Below are 14,151 nucleotides of genomic sequence, written 5' to 3'. Positions count from 1 at the left end.
CAAGTGTCCCAAGGAAAAGACAGTCAAAAACAGTACCAACCAAGAACCGCCGAAACCTTGTCCAGCGACCTCGATCAGCCCGCACGCTGACCATCCAAACACCCTGTTGAGTTCTCAAACAACACGCCAACTCAAGACGATCCATAACCGGATTCGGCCTCAGCCGGAGCAACCCGAACAACATTACTAGTCTCGAACCGCACTGTCTAACCGGGGGTCATTGACCCTCGTCACATGCGATTGAGCCTCTATGGAGTCTCAGGTGATTCCCGCGCTTCGATCTCGGACCGCGCCATAACTCTGTGAGCCTGTCGCGTGCCTCCGTGATCTCCGGACCGGCTTTGTTTTCCTCGGCCGTTCCGTTCCCCCGCGGGCAAAGACAAATATACACACCCCCGAAGGGGCCGAAACCAGGGGGGTCAACCCACGTTCAACGATACGCTTGACCAGCGGAGACATCAAGGTCTTCTGAAGAAGTCGGCGGCAGCACGGTGCACTCGGGCCGCCGACGTGGACCGTCTCCTCAACGCAGCTTCGGCTGTTAGCCTGCGAGCGAAGGAACTCCGATCAAAGGAGAAGGCATGTCAGCCACTCGCAATGCAAGCACTCGTTGGACCGGTGACCTCCAGGAAGGCAACGGGGTCACCAGCTTCCTGTCCTCGGGGCTCCCGGACACCCCGGTCACCTGGGCGGCGCGCACGAACAACCCCGAGGGCAAGACCAGCCCGGAGGAACTCATCGCGGCGGCCCACACCTCCTGCTTCTCCATGGCGTTCTCCGGCGCCCTGGCGAAATCCGGTTACACCGCGGAGGAGATCGTCACCGAAGCCGCCGTCACTTTCAAGCCCGGCACGGGGATCACGGACATCGCACTGACTGTCCGGGCGGTCATCCCCGGGCTGGACAACGATGAGTTCCAGAAGATCGCCGCCGGCGCCAAGGAGAACTGCCCGGTGAGTCAGGCTCTCAAGGCGGTCCCGATTTCGCTTGAGGCGACCCTGGGTTAGGGTCGTCACAAACGCCTGAAAATTTCATATTCACGCACAGTGTGCGCGAAAGCATCGGGTGCACCATCCGTGGCCGAAAGGTCACGGAGCCGATAGCGGGCGGACTCGCCTTGCAGGTCGGCACGGTGATCGTTGGTTTCGCGCACTTGTTTGTAACCAGGCCTGCCTGCCCAGTTGCAAACCGACATCGCAGAGGAGGGGGTTCTCGTGACTGCTCCTGAAAACACCGGTAGGCGGTTCCACGCCTACACCATCCGCCACCTGGACGAATTGCTCCAGCGAGCGCCGCTGACAGAGGAGCAGCGGCTCCGAACCAGAGCCGTGGCGTCAGTATTGCCGTTCCGGACGAACGCCTACGTCGTCGACGAGCTCATCGACTGGGACGATCCGTTCGATGACCCGATGTTCCGGCTGGTCTTCCCGCAGGAGGACATGCTGCCGGTCGAGGATGTCGACCACATCGCGGGTCTGCTCCAGAACGACGCCTCCAAGCAGGAGGTCACCGCTGCGGCCAACCGGATCCGGTTCAAGCTCAATCCGCATCCGGCCGGGCAGCTCGCGCTGAACATCCCGAAGGCCGGCGAAGAGCCGATCCCGGGACTGCAGCACAAGTACCGCGAGACGGTGCTCTTCTTCCCGCAACAGGGCCAGACCTGCCACGCGTACTGCACCTACTGCTTCCGCTGGGCGCAGTTCGTGGGCATCGCCGACCTGAAGATGGCGAACAACGACGTCGAGCAGCTGACCGGCTACGTGCGGGACCATCCCGAGGTGAGCAGCGTGCTGCTGACCGGCGGGGACCCGATGATCATGGGCGAGCCGGTGCTGCGGCGGTACATCGAGCCGCTGCTCGAGCTGGAGCACGTCGAGTCGATCCGGATCGGGTCGAAAGCCCTGGCGTACTGGCCGCAGCGGTTCGTGTCGGACCCCGACGCGGAGGACACGCTGCGGTTGTTCGAGCGGGTCGTGGCGTCGGGCAAGAACCTGGCGTTCATGGCGCACTTCTCGCACCAGAAGGAGCTTGACTCTGAGATCGTGCAGGAGGCGGTGCGACGGATCCGTTCCACCGGGGCCGTGATCCGGACGCAGGCGCCGCTGATCAGGACGATCAACGACGACGCGGAGCAGTGGGCCGGGATGTGGAGGACCCAGCACAAGCTGGGGATGATCCCGTACTACATGTTCGTCGAGCGCGACACCGGGCCGCAGGACTACTTCTCGGTGCCGCTGGTGCGGGCGTGGGAGATCTTCCGCGACGCGTTCAGCCAGGTGTCGGGGTTGTGCCGGACCGTGCGGGGTCCTTCGATGTCCGCCACGCCGGGCAAGGTCACGGTGGACGGCGTCGTCGAGATCGGCGAAGAGAAGGTGTTCGCGCTGCGGATGCTCCAGGCCAGGAATCCTGACCTCGTAGGGCGTCCGTTCTACGCGAAGTTCGACGAGAACGCGGTGTGGGTCGACGATCTGAAGCCCGCGTTCACCGACAAGTTCCCGTTCGAATAGTGCGGTAGGTAGACAGCGAGAATCAGGCCGGAGCGGCGATGCCGCTCCGGCCTTCCGCGTGTCCGGCTATCGGGCGATGTGCAGGGCGAAGCCCGTGGTGCCCTTGGGTTCGCGGCCGGGGAGGAGCTGTTTGTGCTCGTCGTAGTCCTCGGCCTGCTTGCGGTAGGCGATCGGCTCGGTCTCGGCGAGGGTCTCGAGGCGTTCGCGGAGGTACTTGGCGTTGTCGGCGTGCCCGGAGTCGTCGAGCATGTGGACGCCGGTGAGGACGGTCGGCGGGAGGATCCGCATGCCGGTGTAGAAGAGAACGCCGTGCTGGATCGGGAAGAGCAGGTCGTCGATGCCGCCGTTGACGCCGCGTTCGGACAGGTGCGACTCCCCCGCACCGGTGGTCACGACGAGCATGGCGCGCCTGCCCGCGAGCTTGCCGTCGCCGTAGCGCTTCCAGTCCCTGGAGGTGCCGTAGCCGAAGCCGTTGGCGAAGACCCGGTCGACCCAGCCTTTCATGATGGCGGGCATGGTGAACCACCACAGCGGGAACTGCAGGATCACGTTGTCTGCGGCGAGGAGTTTCTCCTGCTCGGCTTTGATGTCGGAGGCCAGCGCGTCCTTCTCCCAGGCTTCCGCTGCGGCGGCGATGAAGTGCTCGTTCTCGGTGGGGCCGAAGTCGTCGTAGTCGGCGACGGCCTTCCAGTTCATGGCGTACAGGTCGGAGACGGTGACGGTGTGGCCGAGCGCTTCGAGGGTCTGGACGGCTTCGTCGCGGAGGGCGGCGTTGAGGGAGCCGTTGTGCGGGTGGGCGTAGACGATGTGGGTTCTCATGCGGACCATGCTGCTGCGGTTCCCGACGGGCTGCCAGACGTCTGTTCGACCTGGGGTCCTTCGACCCTAGGACTGACAGACCTAGGCAGTCTCGAGGGATCGCGGCGATACTTGCCGCGGAGGTTTGCGTGATGACACCTGATGCGACAGAGACCCAGAAGACCGGGATCCACAAGCTCGAGGACGTGGTCGATCTGGGGAAGTTCCTGCAGGCGCGGCGGGCTCGCGTGAATCCGGCGGAGGTGGGGCTGCGCGAGGACTCGCGGCGGCGGGTGCCGGGACTGCGGCGGGAGGAGTTGGCGCTGCTGGCCGGGGTGAGCGTGGACTACTACACGCGGCTCGAGCAGGGTCGGGCGAAGCATCCTTCGGATCAGGTGCTGGACGCGGTGGCGCGGGCGCTGCGGTTGGACGAGACGACGCGGGCGCATCTGCACCGGTTGGCGGGGAATTCGCGGTTGAGCCCGTTGCAGGCCAGCGCGGGGGTGCGGCCGTCGCTGCAGACGATGCTGGCGGCGATCGACGGGTTCCCTGCTTTGATCATGAATCACCGGCAGGACGTGCTGGCGTCGAATCGTCTGGCGCGCTTGCTGTACGGGGGGTTCGGGTGGGATCTGGAGTCGCATCCGAATTTCGTGCGGTTGCTGTTCGACGATGATTCTCGGGGGTTCTTCCCGGATTGGGCGGAGGTGTGCTCGCACGAGACGGTGGCGCAGCTTCGGAAGATGGCCGCGTTGTTCCCCGAGGATGCCGAGATGACGGCGCTGATCGGCGAGTTGTCGGTGGCGTACCGGGATTTCGCGGTGATGTGGGCGCAGGCCGAGGTGAAGGACTGCAATATCGGCTGGGTGCGGTTCGATCATCCGATGGTGGGGCTGCTGCAGTTGTACAAGGATCAGTTCCGGGTGGCGGACGGGTCGGGGCAGATGTTGGTGACGTTGACGGCTGCGCCTGGGACGGACGGGTACGAGAAGTTGGCGCTGTTGGGGGCCGGCGAGTAGTGCCGGCCCCGGTGGTGTTCAGCGGGTGATGGTGAGCTGTTCGATGACGCTGATCCAGTCCGCGGTGCCGCGGCCGGTGGCGGTGAGTTCGTCGAGGTGTCGTTTGACCGGTGCGAGGAGGTCGGCGCTGATGCCTTCTTCGCGGCTGGCGGTGATGAGCGAGGCCATGGCGGTGCGGGTGAAGTCGACGCTTTGGCCGGGGGCGGGGTTGTAGTCGCGGTTGTCGATGACGGCTGCGTAGCCTTCGACGAGCGGGAGGACGGCGCCGAGCCAGGCGGTGACGTCTTTGGCGGTCTGGGCGGCGGGGATGCCGGCGGTGCGCATCATGGCGGCGGCTTGGAGGAATCCGCCGAACATCTGGTACATGGAGGTCAGGAGCGCCATGTCCTTGAGTGAGGCGAGTCCGGCGTCGGTGCCTTGGTATTCGGCGGCGCCGAGGGTTTCGAGGGCGGGTTTGGCGATGGCGTAGGCGTTCTCGTCTCCGGAGTAGAGCAGGAGTGACGCGGGTCCGCCGATCATTTCGGGGACGGCCATGATGGCGCCGTCGAGGTAGGTGATGCCGTGTTCGGCGGCCCAGGCGGCGGTGGCGCGGGCTTCGTTGGGCGTGGTGGTGGTGAGATTGACGAGGACCTTGCCTTTGAGTTCGGCTGTGACGGGTTCGAGGTTCTGGTGGATGCCGGCGTGGTCGAGGAGGACCGCGATGGCGATGTCGGTGTTCTGGACGGCTTCCGCGATGGTGGCGGCGGCGTTGGATCCGGCTTTGACGTGGGGTTCGGTTCTGGCGGCGGTGCGGTTCCAGACGGTGGTGGTGTAGCCGGTCTCGCGGAGGCGGGCTGCGATGGCCGAGCCCATGGCGCCGAGTCCGAGGATGCCGATGGTGCCTTTTGACATGGTGGTTTCCTTTGTGGGGCTTGGTGTTCAGTGGATGATGAGGCGTTCGACGAGGCGGATCCAGTCGCTGGCGCCGTGGCCGGTGGCGGCGAGTTCGTCGAGGAGCTTCTAGTGCGGTTCGAGGAGGAGGGCGCTGATGCCCTGTTCGCGGCTGGCGGTGATGAGTGAGGCGATGCCGAGGCGGTCGAAGTCGACGCTCTGGCCGCCGGTGTCGTAGGTGCCGCCGTCGACGATCGCGGCGAGCCAGGTTTCGACTTCTTCGGCGGTGCGGGCGGCTGGGACGCCTGCGGTGCGCATCATGGCGATGGCTTGGGCGTAGCCGAGGAGCATGAGGTCCATGGCGGAGAGCAGGGCCATGTCCTTGAGTGAGGCGAGGCCGGGGTCGGTTCCGGTGTGTTCGGCGGTGCCGAGGGTTTCAAGGACGGGTTCGACGGTGTCGTAGGCGTCTCGGTGACCGGAGTAGAGGAGGCGGGCACTCGGGTCGCCGATCATCTGGGGGATGGCCATGATGGCGCCGTCGATGTAGGCGATGCCGTGTTCGACGGCCCAGTCGGCGGTCTCGCGGGCCTGGTCGGGTGTGGTGGTGACGAGGTTGACGACGGTCTTGCCTCGGAGGTCGGCGGCGACCGGGTGGAGTCGGTCTCGGACGCCGGCGTGGTCGAGCAGGACGACCAGGACGATGTCGCTTGCCTTCACGGCTTCGGTGACGGTGGCGGCGGCGTTCGCGCCGGCGTTGACGTGCGGTTCGGCCTTGGAAGGGGTGCGGCTCCAGACGGTGGTGGGGTGTCCGGTCTCGCGGAGGCGTTCGGCGATGGCCGAGCCCATGGCGCCGAGGCCGAGGACGGTGGTGGCGGGCTGCGTCATGTTCGTGGCTTTCGGTGCGGGCGGGGTCGGGCGGGAGGGCCCGACCCCGGTTCTGGTTCAGGCGTTCTGGCGGAGGATCTGGTAGACGGGGACGGGGTGTCCGGCCTTCTCGCTCGCGTCGAGGGCGCGCTGGTAGTAGTCCTGGATGGTGCGGGTGAGGGAGGCGTCGACGCCGACCTCTTCGGCGGCGTCGATGACGTGCTGGGCGCCGGCGTGCATCATCTTGAGGTTCGCGATGTCGCCCCAGCCGCCCTGTTTGGCGGCGGCCCCGAAGAAGAGGGTGAAGTCCCGGTTGCTCTCGGTGCCGCTGCTGGCGAACTCGATGAACTTGTCGACGTCGGCTCCGGCCGCGTCGATGATCGCGACGGCCTGCTCCAGCGAGGTGAGGAACGCGTGGAACTGGGCGAGCCCCGCCTGGTAGTAGAGCTGTGCGAGCCCGTAGTCGGCGCCGAGGTACTCGACACCGGGGACCAGGGTTTCGAGCAGCGCGCGGTGCGTCTCGTAACCGGTCTCGGGTCCGCTGATGTACAGCCGCGAGGACGCGTGCTTGAGGTCGTCGCTCTGGGTCATGTACGCGCCGGTCACGAACTCGCCGCCGCGGGCGATGACCCATTCGGCGCCCTTGCGGGACTTCTCGGGCGAGTCGGAGGACAGGTTGACGATGGTCTTGCCGGTGAGGTCCGCCGGGCCCTGTTCGAGGACGCCGTACATGGCGTCGTAGTGGATCAGGGAGAGCAGTACGACGTCGTTGGCGGCGATCGCCTCGGCGACGGTGTCGACGGGTGTCGCGCCGAGTTCGGCGATGGCGTCGAGTTTGGGTCTGGTGCGGTTCCAGGCGGTGACGTCGTAGCCGGCGTCGAGGAGGACCTTGACCGTGGCCTGTCCCATCGGGCCCAGTCCGATGACCGTGACGGACTTCGTGTTTTGCGCAGTCATGTTGTGCCCCTTGGCAAGTAGTGGTTCCTCGGTCGTGTTGACGAGGTCCATGTTCGCCGGGCCGGATAGGCTCTGCAAGACCGCACTTTCGGGTGGGGCTACTTACTTCGAGGTTCGAAATATGGCCGGGAGGGGTCCGATGGAGACGCAGCGTGACGCAGATCAAATCTGCGGCATGTCGCTCGCGATCGACGTGGTCGGCGGCAAGTGGAAGATGCACTTGATGTGGGTGCTGGCCGAGGGGCCGGTGCGGTTCGGCCAGATCCGCCGCAAGCTCGACGGCGTGAGCGAGAAGGTGCTCGCCGAGAACCTGCGGCAGTTGGAGGCGAGCGGGATCGTGCACCGGGAGCTGTACGCGGAGGTCCCTCCGCGCGTGGAGTACTCGCTGACGCCGCTCGGCGAATCGCTCAACCGTGCGCTGGCCCCGCTGGAGGTCTGGGGCGACCGGAACCGCGAGGAGCTGTCCGCGCGGGTCTAGCCCACGTCCCGCCTTCCGGGTTCGGAGGGCGGGACGTCGTGGCTCGGTGGGCGGGCCGGTTCAGATCGGCGGGGCCTCGCGACGGCGGTATTCGCTGCCGTCGAGGTTGCGTTCGAGGAGGAGCTCGTCGATGAGATCGCGACGCAACTGCAGCGGGTCGTCGAATTCGGCGGCGAGGGGTTCGTTGATCTCCTGCTCGGTGTAGACGCGGTCGAACTCGAAGTGGCGGCTCGCGAGGTCGCGCAGGAGCGCGACCCGGGTGCGGCGATTGACGGGCCGGACCGTGATCCGGCCGTTCGAGTAGAGGTGGGCCACTTCGGGACTGACACCGGGCGGCGCGTCGGGGCGGGATTCGCGGGCCGCCGCGGCGGCGTTCTTGAAGGCCTCGGGCGCGGCGCGGACCTTGCCGTCTTCGCGGGTGACGAGCCCGGATTCGAAGAGGCGGTGAAGCGCCTTCTCGGCGCGCGGATGACGCGCTTTCAGATCGGTGACGCTGGCGCCGGGGTCGGCCAGCACGATGTCGGCGAAGACCCGGAGGCGTTCGGGGTCGGCCAGGGCTTTGACGATGATGTGGCTTTCGTCGTTCAAGGGAGCAGTCATCGACACAGCCTGGTGCGGGCTCCCCGGCCCGTCAACGGGATTTACCCCAGGGCGCGCAGGTACGCCAGGTCGATGCCTTCGAGGGTGTCGAGGCGCGGGACGTCCAGGTCGATCGGGAGTTCGACCTCGCTCGGGATGGCCAGCGTGACCGCGCCTGAGGCCAGCCCGGAGCCGACGCCGGAGACGGAGTCCTCCAGGACGACGCAGCGTTCGATGTCGACGCCGAGTTTCGTGGCGGCCGCGAGGTAGGGCTCGGGGTCGGGTTTGCGCTGCTCGACCTCGTCGCCGCAGATGGTGAGGTCGAATTTCTCGGGGCCGACGAGGCCGATGATGACGTCGGCGAGTTCACGCGGGGTCGACGTGACCAGGGCCGTCGGCACGCCTGCGACGCGGCATTCGAGCAGGAGTTCGCGGGCGCCGGGCTTCCAGTCGACGCCTTGGGCGAAGAGCTCCTTCATGCGGGTCCGCAGCCAGGTCTGGCGGTGCGGGGCTTCGATGAGGGGGATGCCGAGGCTCTCGAGGAGCATGACGACCGAGGCGTCCTCGTTGGTGCCGACCATGCGGGCCCGGACGGCGGGGTCGAGGGCGCCGCCGAGGAGGACGGCGAGTTCCTCGATGCCGGTGTCCCAGACGCGTTCGCTGTCGACGAGCGTGCCGTCCATGTCGAAGAGCACGGCTTGCGGGAACGCGGCTTCCGGTAGGTCAGTCACGTCGTCCAGGGTACGGGCGGGGCCGGTGGGCCGGCCCGCGTCGAGGCGGAGCCGCGAGACGGCTCACACAACTCGCCGGTGAAGCGCCTCGGGACGGGCCTAGGCGAGTCCGGCGCGGTGGTGGCGGCGGCACAGGACGGTGTAGGAGTCCATGTCGCCGACTTCGACGAGGTCGCCGGCGAAGGTCATGACGCCGTCGCGCACACGGGCGTTGTGGGTGCCGCGCTCGCCGCACCAGCAGTTGACGCGGACGGGCAGTTCTTCGACGCGGTCGGCGAGTTCGATGAGCCGCTGGGTGGCCGGGAAGAGGCGTCCGAGGAAGTCGGTCTTGAGGCCGAACGCGTACACGTCGAGGCCGAGGCCGTCGACGGCGTCGGCGAGGTGGTTGATCTGCCGGGGCGCTTCCAGGAACTGGACTTCGTCGACGATCACGTACGGGGGTTTGACGGCGGCGAGGTCGTCGTAGATGTCGAAGCCGGGCTTGACCTCGCGAGCTTCGTGGCTGAGGCCGATGCGGCTGGAGACGACGCCTTCGCCGCCGCGATCCATGGAGGTGTAGACGACGCCCGTGCCGCCGAGGGAGTGATGGTACTGGAGCGCGAGGGTGGACTTGCCTGCGTCCATGACGCCGAGATAGGCGACGAGTTCGTGCGACATGGCTCCATGGTGCCGAACGCGCGACGTGCCGTCTGCAGCGCCTCGGGACGCGGTGCCCGACACCCCATTGGCGCAGTCTTGGCGACGCTTGCGAGCCATGGATTGGTAGGGCCCCTGCGTCGTCTACTTGGCGTTGAAGTAGCTCGCCTCGGGGTGGTGGAGGACGATCGCGTCGGTGGACTGCTCCGGGTAGAGCTGGTCCCCTTCGGACAGTTCGACGCCGATGCGCTCGGCGCCGAGGAGATCGACGAGGGTCGCGCGGTCGGCGAGCTCAGGGCAGGCCGGGTAGCCGAACGAGTAACGGCAGCCGCGGAAGTCGACGTCGAAGTACCCCTTGAGGTCGCCCGGGTCGGCATCCGCGACCGTGCCGCCCGAGGGCAGGACCCATTCGCGGCGCATGCGCCGGTGCCAGTACTCGGCGAGCGACTCGGTGAGCTGCACGGTGAGGCCGTGCACCTCGAGGTAGTCGCGGTAGGCGTTGGCCTTGAACAGCTCGTTGGTGTACTCGGAGACCTTGGAGCCCAAGGTGACCAGCTGCATGCCGAGGACGTCGAGCCGTTCGCCGTCCTTGGCGCGGAAGAAGTCCGCGAGGCAGAGTCGGCGGCCCTGGCGCTGGCGCGGGAAGGTGAAGCGGGCGCGCTCGGAGTGCCCGTTCTCGTCGAGGACGACGAGCGTGTTGCCCTCGGAGTACGCCGGGAAGTACGCGTACACGACCTTCGCTTCGAGCACGTTGTCGGTGGCGAGCCGATCGAGCCAGTAGCGCAGGCGCGGGCGGCCCTCGGTCTCGACCAGCTCCTCGTAGGAGGGGCCGTCGCCGCGGGCGGGCTTGAGGCCCCACTGGCCGAGGAACGTGGCGCGCTCGTCGAGCAGCGCGGCGTACTCGGACGTCTGGATGCCCTTGACGACGCGCGAGCCGTAGAACGGCGGCACCGGGATCTCGACGTCAGTGGCGACGTTGGAGCGCACCGACGTGTCGTCGAGGTCCGGGAGGGTGTCGGCGACCATCGTGGCCTGCTTGGCGCGCCGTTCGCGGCGCAGCGCGATCTTCGCCTCCTTCTCGGCGTCGACGATGGGGACGCCGGTACGGCGGGCGGTCATGACCTTGTTCATCAGGTCGAGGCCCTCGAACGCGTCGCGCGCGTAATGCACCTGGCCGCCTTCGAACATCTCCCGCAGGTCGTCCTCGACGTACGCGCGGGTGAGCGCGGCGCCGCCGAGGAGGACCGGCCAGCGCGTGTGCATCGAGCGGGCCATCATCTCGGCGAGGTTGTCCTTCATGATGACCGTGGACTTGACGAGCAGGCCGCTCATGCCGATGACGTCGGCCTGGTGTTCTTCGGCGGCGTCGAGGATGGCGTTGATGGGCTGCTTGATGCCGAGGTTGACGACGGTGTAGCCGTTGTTGGACAGGATGATGTCGACGAGGTTCTTGCCGATGTCGTGGACGTCGCCGCGGACGGTGGCGAGCACGATCGTGCCCTTGTCGGCGGAGTCGGCCTTGTCCATGTGCGGTTCGAGGTGGGCGACGGCGAACTTCATGGCCTCGGCGGACTGGAGGACGAACGGCAGCTGCATCTGGCCGGAGCCGAAGCGGTCGCCGACGACCTTCATGCCTTCGAGGAGGTTGTCGTTGATGATGTCGAGGGGCCGCTTGCCGCCTGCGAGGGCTTCGTCGAGGTCGGTGTCGAGGCCGTTCTTGTCGCCGTCGACGATCCGCTGGGCGAGGCGCTCGTCCAGGGGGAGGGCGGCGAGGGCTTCGGCGCGCGCCTCTTTGGTGCCGGCGAGGCTGACGCCGTCGAAGATCTCGATGAGCTTCTGCAGCGGGTCGTAGCCCTCGGTGCGGCGGTCGTAGACCATGTCGAGGGCGACCTGCTTCTGCTCCTCGGGGATCGAGGCCATCGGCAGGATCTTGGAGGAGTGGACGATCGCGCTCGAGAGGCCCGCTTCGACGCATTCGTTGAGGAACACGGAGTTGAGGACCTGCCGGGCGGCCGGGTTGAGGCCGAAGGAGATGTTGGAGACGCCGAGCGTGAAGTTGATGCCCGGGTAGAGGCGGGCGATCTCGCGGATGGCGGCGATGGTCTCGATGCCGTCCTTGCGGGTCTCCTCCTGGCCGGTGGAGATGGGGAAGGTGAGCGCGTCGACGAAGATGTCCTGGATCTTCATGCCCCACGTGCCGGTGAGGTCGTCGATGAGCCGGGCGGCGACGCGGACCTTCCAGTCGCGGTCGCGGGCTTGGCCCTCCTCGTCGATGCAGAGGGCGACGACGCCCGCGCCGTGCTCGGCGACGAGCGGCATCATGCGCTGGTAGCGCGAGTTCGGGCCGTCGCCGTCCTCGAAGTTGACGGAGTTGACGATGCATTTGCCGCCGAGGGCTTCGAGCCCGGCTTCGACGACGTTCGGCTCGGTCGAGTCGAGCATGATCGGGAGCGTCGAGGCGGTGGCGAAGCGGGAGGCGAGGACGCGCATGTCCTCGGCGCCGTCGCGGCCGACGTAGTCGACGCAGAGGTCGAGCAGGTGCGAGCCGCCGCCGGCCTGCTCGCGGGCGATCTCGACGCAGCGGTCGTAGTCGGCGGCGAGCATGGCGTCGCGGAAGGCCTTGGAGCCGTTGGCGTTCGTGCGCTCGCCGACGTTGAGGATCGAGGCGTCCTGCAGGTACGGGACGTGGTGGTACGAGGAGGAGACGCCCGGCTCGATGACGGGCGTGCGCTCCTTGGGCTGGACGAGGTTCTCGGGAGCGCCGCCGAGGCGGGCGCGGACGGCGCGGATGTGGTCGGGGGTGGTGCCGCAGCAGCCGCCGACGAGGCTGACGCCGAAGTTCTTGACGAAGTCCTCGTGGGCGTCGGCGAGCTCTTCGGGGGTGAGCGGGTAGACAGCGCCGTTGGGGCCGAGGGTCGGCAGGCCGGCGTTGGGCATGACCGAGATCGGGACCGGGGAGTGGCGGGAGAGGTAGCGGAGGTGCTCGCTCATCTCCTCCGGCCCGGTGGCGCAGTTGAGGCCGATGAGGTCGATGCCGAGGGAGGCGAGGCTGGTGAGGGCCGCGCCGATCTCGCCGCCGACGAGCATGGTGCCGGTGGTCTCGACGGTGACCTGGGCGATGATCGGGATGTTCGTGCCGAGTTCGGCGTTGGCGCGCTTGGCGCCGATGACGGCGGCTTTGGCCTGCAGGAGGTCTTGGGCGGTCTCGACGAGGATGGCGTCGGCGCCGCCTTCGATGAGGCCGAGGACGCATTCCTGGTAGTGGTCGCGCAGGAGCGCCATGGGGGCGTGGCCGAGGGTGGGCAGGCGGGTGCCGCCGCCCATGGAGCCGAGGACGAAGCGCGGCCACTCTGGGGTGGCGTACTCGTCGGCCTTCTGCCGGGCGAGGGTGGCGGCGGCGCGGGCGAGTTCGCGGGCGCGCTCGACGATGTCGTATTCGACGAGGCCGCCGTAGTTCGCGTTGAAGCTGTTGGTCTCGATGCAGTCGGCCCCGGCGGCCAGGTAGGCGTCGTGGATGCCGAGCACGATGTCGGGGCGGGTCACGCACAGGATGTCCGAGAGGCCTTCGAAGCCGTCGTAGTCTTCGAGGGTCGGGTCGTAGGCCTGCAGCATGGTGCCCATACCGCCGTCGGCGATCACGACGCGGCGACTGAGGACATCAAGGAAAAGACTCTTCGCAGACACGGGTCAAGGGTACTTGCGGGTGCCGACAAGTGGGAACTCGGTTTCACAGGATGGGCTTCGTGTCGGGCGAAGATCACACGAGGTCGAATAGGCTGGGGCGTATGGAAGCACTCCTCATCCCTGTGCTGTATCTCATCGGCGTCTACGTCTTCTACCGGATCGTCCGCTCTGCGGTCCGCGACGGCATCCTCGACGCCGAGAAGCGGCGCTCGCGCTCCGGTGGCGACGGGCGTAGCATCGGGTCGTAACGGCCGTCTCTTCCGAAGGGACCCAGATGAACGCGCTCGACAGTCACCTGTGGACCGAAGTCACCGACCCCGGCGAGCTCCGCGAGATCGTGGGCGAGGTCATGTCCCAGGCGGCCACCAAGGAGCGCGCGACGCTCCATCGACGCGACCGCGAATGGCTCGCCGCCTCCCCGTACTGCGTCGTCGCGACCGCCGACGCCGACGGCAACTGCGACGCCTCCCCCAAGGGCGACCCGGCCGGGAAACTCGTCCACGTGCTCGACGACTCGACCCTCGCCATCCCCGAGCGCAAGGGCAACCACCGCGTCGACGGCTACCACAACGTGCTCGCGAACCCGCATGTCGGCCTGCTCTCGCTCATCCCGGGCCGCCGCGAGACCCTCCGCATCAACGGGCGCGCCCGCGTCGTCTCTGACGCGCCCTTCTTCGAGGACATGGTCGTCAAGGGCCACAAGCCGGTCCTGGCACTGGTGGTCGAGATCGACACGATCTACTTCCACTGCGGCAAGGCCTCGATGCGGTCCGGGATCTGGAAGCCCGAGACCTGGACGTCGGACACGCTGCCCCGGCACGCGCAACTGGTCAAGGAGACGCAGGTCGTCGAGGCGACCCTGGAGGAGCTCGTCGAGAAGTACGGCCCGAAGTACGAGGCCGGGCTGTACTAGGAGCGAGCGCTCTTACCCGCCGATCCGGACACGGCGGGCACTTTCGCCGAATCGGGCAACCCTGGTCGTTTCTTCTTTACCCTGAGATCGCAGTAATCGCAGCTCAGGACCCGGG

The 14,151-nt window shown here is 67.3% G+C and carries 14 protein-coding genes; 6 read left to right on the top strand and 8 right to left on the bottom strand.

Annotated elements, in window-relative coordinates:
- Window positions 1-581 precede the first annotated feature (581 nt).
- Complete coding sequence (locus JHY01_RS10525) at window positions 582-1,007, top strand: OsmC family protein (protein ID WP_205325588.1); 426 nt, start codon at window positions 582-584, stop codon at window positions 1,005-1,007.
- Window positions 1,008-1,214: 207 nt separating this feature from the next.
- The gene (locus JHY01_RS10520) at window positions 1,215-2,507 is read left to right on the top strand and encodes a KamA family radical SAM protein (protein ID WP_205325587.1); all 1,293 of its coding nucleotides are present in this window, start codon (window positions 1,215-1,217) and stop codon (window positions 2,505-2,507) included.
- A gap of 66 nt (window positions 2,508-2,573) precedes the next feature.
- On the opposite strand, the gene JHY01_RS10515 is transcribed toward JHY01_RS10520, so the two are convergent.
- Entirely contained in the window at window positions 2,574-3,326 is a 753-nt protein-coding gene (locus JHY01_RS10515; RefSeq protein WP_205325586.1) for an NAD(P)H-dependent oxidoreductase, read from the bottom strand.
- A gap of 131 nt (window positions 3,327-3,457) precedes the next feature.
- Here JHY01_RS10515 and JHY01_RS10510 point away from each other — a divergent pair, with 131 nt between their 5' ends.
- Complete coding sequence (locus tag JHY01_RS10510) at window positions 3,458-4,324, top strand: helix-turn-helix transcriptional regulator (protein ID WP_240192627.1); 867 nt, start codon at window positions 3,458-3,460, stop codon at window positions 4,322-4,324.
- An 18-nt stretch (window positions 4,325-4,342) separates the two neighbouring features.
- Here JHY01_RS10510 and JHY01_RS10505 read toward each other — a convergent pair whose 3' ends face one another.
- The 3 genes from JHY01_RS10505 to JHY01_RS10495 form a co-directional block, all read right to left on the bottom strand.
- Entirely contained in the window at window positions 4,343-5,215 is an 873-nt protein-coding gene (locus tag JHY01_RS10505; RefSeq protein WP_205325584.1) for an NAD(P)-dependent oxidoreductase, read from the bottom strand.
- Between the two features lie 108 nt (window positions 5,216-5,323).
- Window positions 5,324-6,079: an NAD(P)-dependent oxidoreductase gene (locus JHY01_RS10500; RefSeq protein ID WP_205325583.1), complete on the bottom strand. Its 756-nt coding sequence runs from the start codon at window positions 6,077-6,079 to the stop codon at window positions 5,324-5,326.
- Between the two features lie 57 nt (window positions 6,080-6,136).
- On the bottom strand, window positions 6,137-7,015 hold the full coding sequence (locus JHY01_RS10495) for an NAD(P)-dependent oxidoreductase (protein ID WP_205325582.1): 879 nt from the start codon (window positions 7,013-7,015) through the stop codon (window positions 6,137-6,139).
- A gap of 139 nt (window positions 7,016-7,154) precedes the next feature.
- Here JHY01_RS10495 and JHY01_RS10490 point away from each other — a divergent pair, with 139 nt between their 5' ends.
- Window positions 7,155-7,493 carry a winged helix-turn-helix transcriptional regulator gene (locus JHY01_RS10490; protein ID WP_374199513.1) on the top strand — a complete coding sequence of 113 codons (339 nt, stop codon included), beginning with the start codon at window positions 7,155-7,157 and terminating at the stop codon, window positions 7,491-7,493.
- Window positions 7,494-7,553: 60 nt separating this feature from the next.
- Here JHY01_RS10490 and JHY01_RS10485 read toward each other — a convergent pair whose 3' ends face one another.
- The 4 genes from JHY01_RS10485 to metH all read right to left on the bottom strand — a co-directional run bounded on the left by JHY01_RS10485 (window position 7,554) and on the right by metH (window position 13,123).
- Window positions 7,554-8,093: a DUF2087 domain-containing protein gene (locus JHY01_RS10485; RefSeq protein ID WP_205325580.1), complete on the bottom strand. Its 540-nt coding sequence runs from the start codon at window positions 8,091-8,093 to the stop codon at window positions 7,554-7,556.
- A 41-nt stretch (window positions 8,094-8,134) separates the two neighbouring features.
- Window positions 8,135-8,767, bottom strand: a complete 633-nt coding sequence (locus JHY01_RS10480; protein WP_374199519.1) for an HAD family hydrolase — start codon at window positions 8,765-8,767, stop codon at window positions 8,135-8,137.
- 135 nt (window positions 8,768-8,902) lie between these two features.
- Entirely contained in the window at window positions 8,903-9,460 is a 558-nt protein-coding gene (locus JHY01_RS10475) for a thymidine kinase (protein WP_205325578.1), read from the bottom strand.
- Between the two features lie 123 nt (window positions 9,461-9,583).
- A complete protein-coding gene (gene metH, locus JHY01_RS10470; RefSeq protein WP_307814370.1) occupies window positions 9,584-13,123 on the bottom strand; it encodes a methionine synthase in 3,540 nt (1,179 codons plus the stop codon).
- Window positions 13,124-13,224: 101 nt separating this feature from the next.
- Between metH and JHY01_RS10465 the strand changes: the two genes are divergently transcribed.
- Both JHY01_RS10465 and JHY01_RS10460 read left to right on the top strand, forming a co-directional pair.
- On the top strand, window positions 13,225-13,371 hold the full coding sequence (locus tag JHY01_RS10465; RefSeq protein WP_205325577.1) for a hypothetical protein: 147 nt from the start codon (window positions 13,225-13,227) through the stop codon (window positions 13,369-13,371).
- Between the two features lie 26 nt (window positions 13,372-13,397).
- Window positions 13,398-14,036 (top strand): pyridoxamine 5'-phosphate oxidase family protein, encoded by a 639-nt coding sequence (locus JHY01_RS10460; protein ID WP_205325576.1) that lies wholly within the window; start codon window positions 13,398-13,400, stop codon window positions 14,034-14,036.
- Window positions 14,037-14,151 lie beyond the last annotated feature (115 nt).

The sequence above is a fragment of the Glycomyces sp. YM15 genome, from assembly GCF_016918015.1.
In the GTDB taxonomy this organism is placed as follows: domain Bacteria; phylum Actinomycetota; class Actinomycetes; order Mycobacteriales; family Micromonosporaceae; genus Glycomyces.
Note: the sequence above shows the minus strand (reverse complement) of the source record. Positions and strands in the feature narration are given on the sequence as shown.

What these genes read in the sequence shown, in the direction of transcription:
- JHY01_RS10475 (WP_205325578.1), bottom strand. Translation starts at nt 9,460, where the DNA reads ATGTCGCACGAACTCGTCGCCTATCTCGGCGTCATGGACGCAGGCAAG.
- JHY01_RS10525 (WP_205325588.1), top strand. Translation starts at nt 582, where the DNA reads ATGTCAGCCACTCGCAATGCAAGCACTCGTTGGACCGGTGACCTCCAG.
- JHY01_RS10500 (WP_205325583.1), bottom strand. Translation starts at nt 6,079, where the DNA reads ATGACGCAGCCCGCCACCACCGTCCTCGGCCTCGGCGCCATGGGCTCG.
- JHY01_RS10505 (WP_205325584.1), bottom strand. Translation starts at nt 5,215, where the DNA reads ATGTCAAAAGGCACCATCGGCATCCTCGGACTCGGCGCCATGGGCTCG.
- JHY01_RS10485 (WP_205325580.1), bottom strand. Translation starts at nt 8,093, where the DNA reads ATGACTGCTCCCTTGAACGACGAAAGCCACATCATCGTCAAAGCCCTG.
- JHY01_RS10465 (WP_205325577.1), top strand. Translation starts at nt 13,225, where the DNA reads ATGGAAGCACTCCTCATCCCTGTGCTGTATCTCATCGGCGTCTACGTC.
- JHY01_RS10460 (WP_205325576.1), top strand. Translation starts at nt 13,398, where the DNA reads ATGAACGCGCTCGACAGTCACCTGTGGACCGAAGTCACCGACCCCGGC.
- JHY01_RS10495 (WP_205325582.1), bottom strand. Translation starts at nt 7,015, where the DNA reads ATGACTGCGCAAAACACGAAGTCCGTCACGGTCATCGGACTGGGCCCG.
- JHY01_RS10515 (WP_205325586.1), bottom strand. Translation starts at nt 3,326, where the DNA reads ATGAGAACCCACATCGTCTACGCCCACCCGCACAACGGCTCCCTCAAC.
- JHY01_RS10490 (WP_374199513.1), top strand. Translation starts at nt 7,155, where the DNA reads ATGGAGACGCAGCGTGACGCAGATCAAATCTGCGGCATGTCGCTCGCG.
- JHY01_RS10510 (WP_240192627.1), top strand. Translation starts at nt 3,458, where the DNA reads ATGACACCTGATGCGACAGAGACCCAGAAGACCGGGATCCACAAGCTC.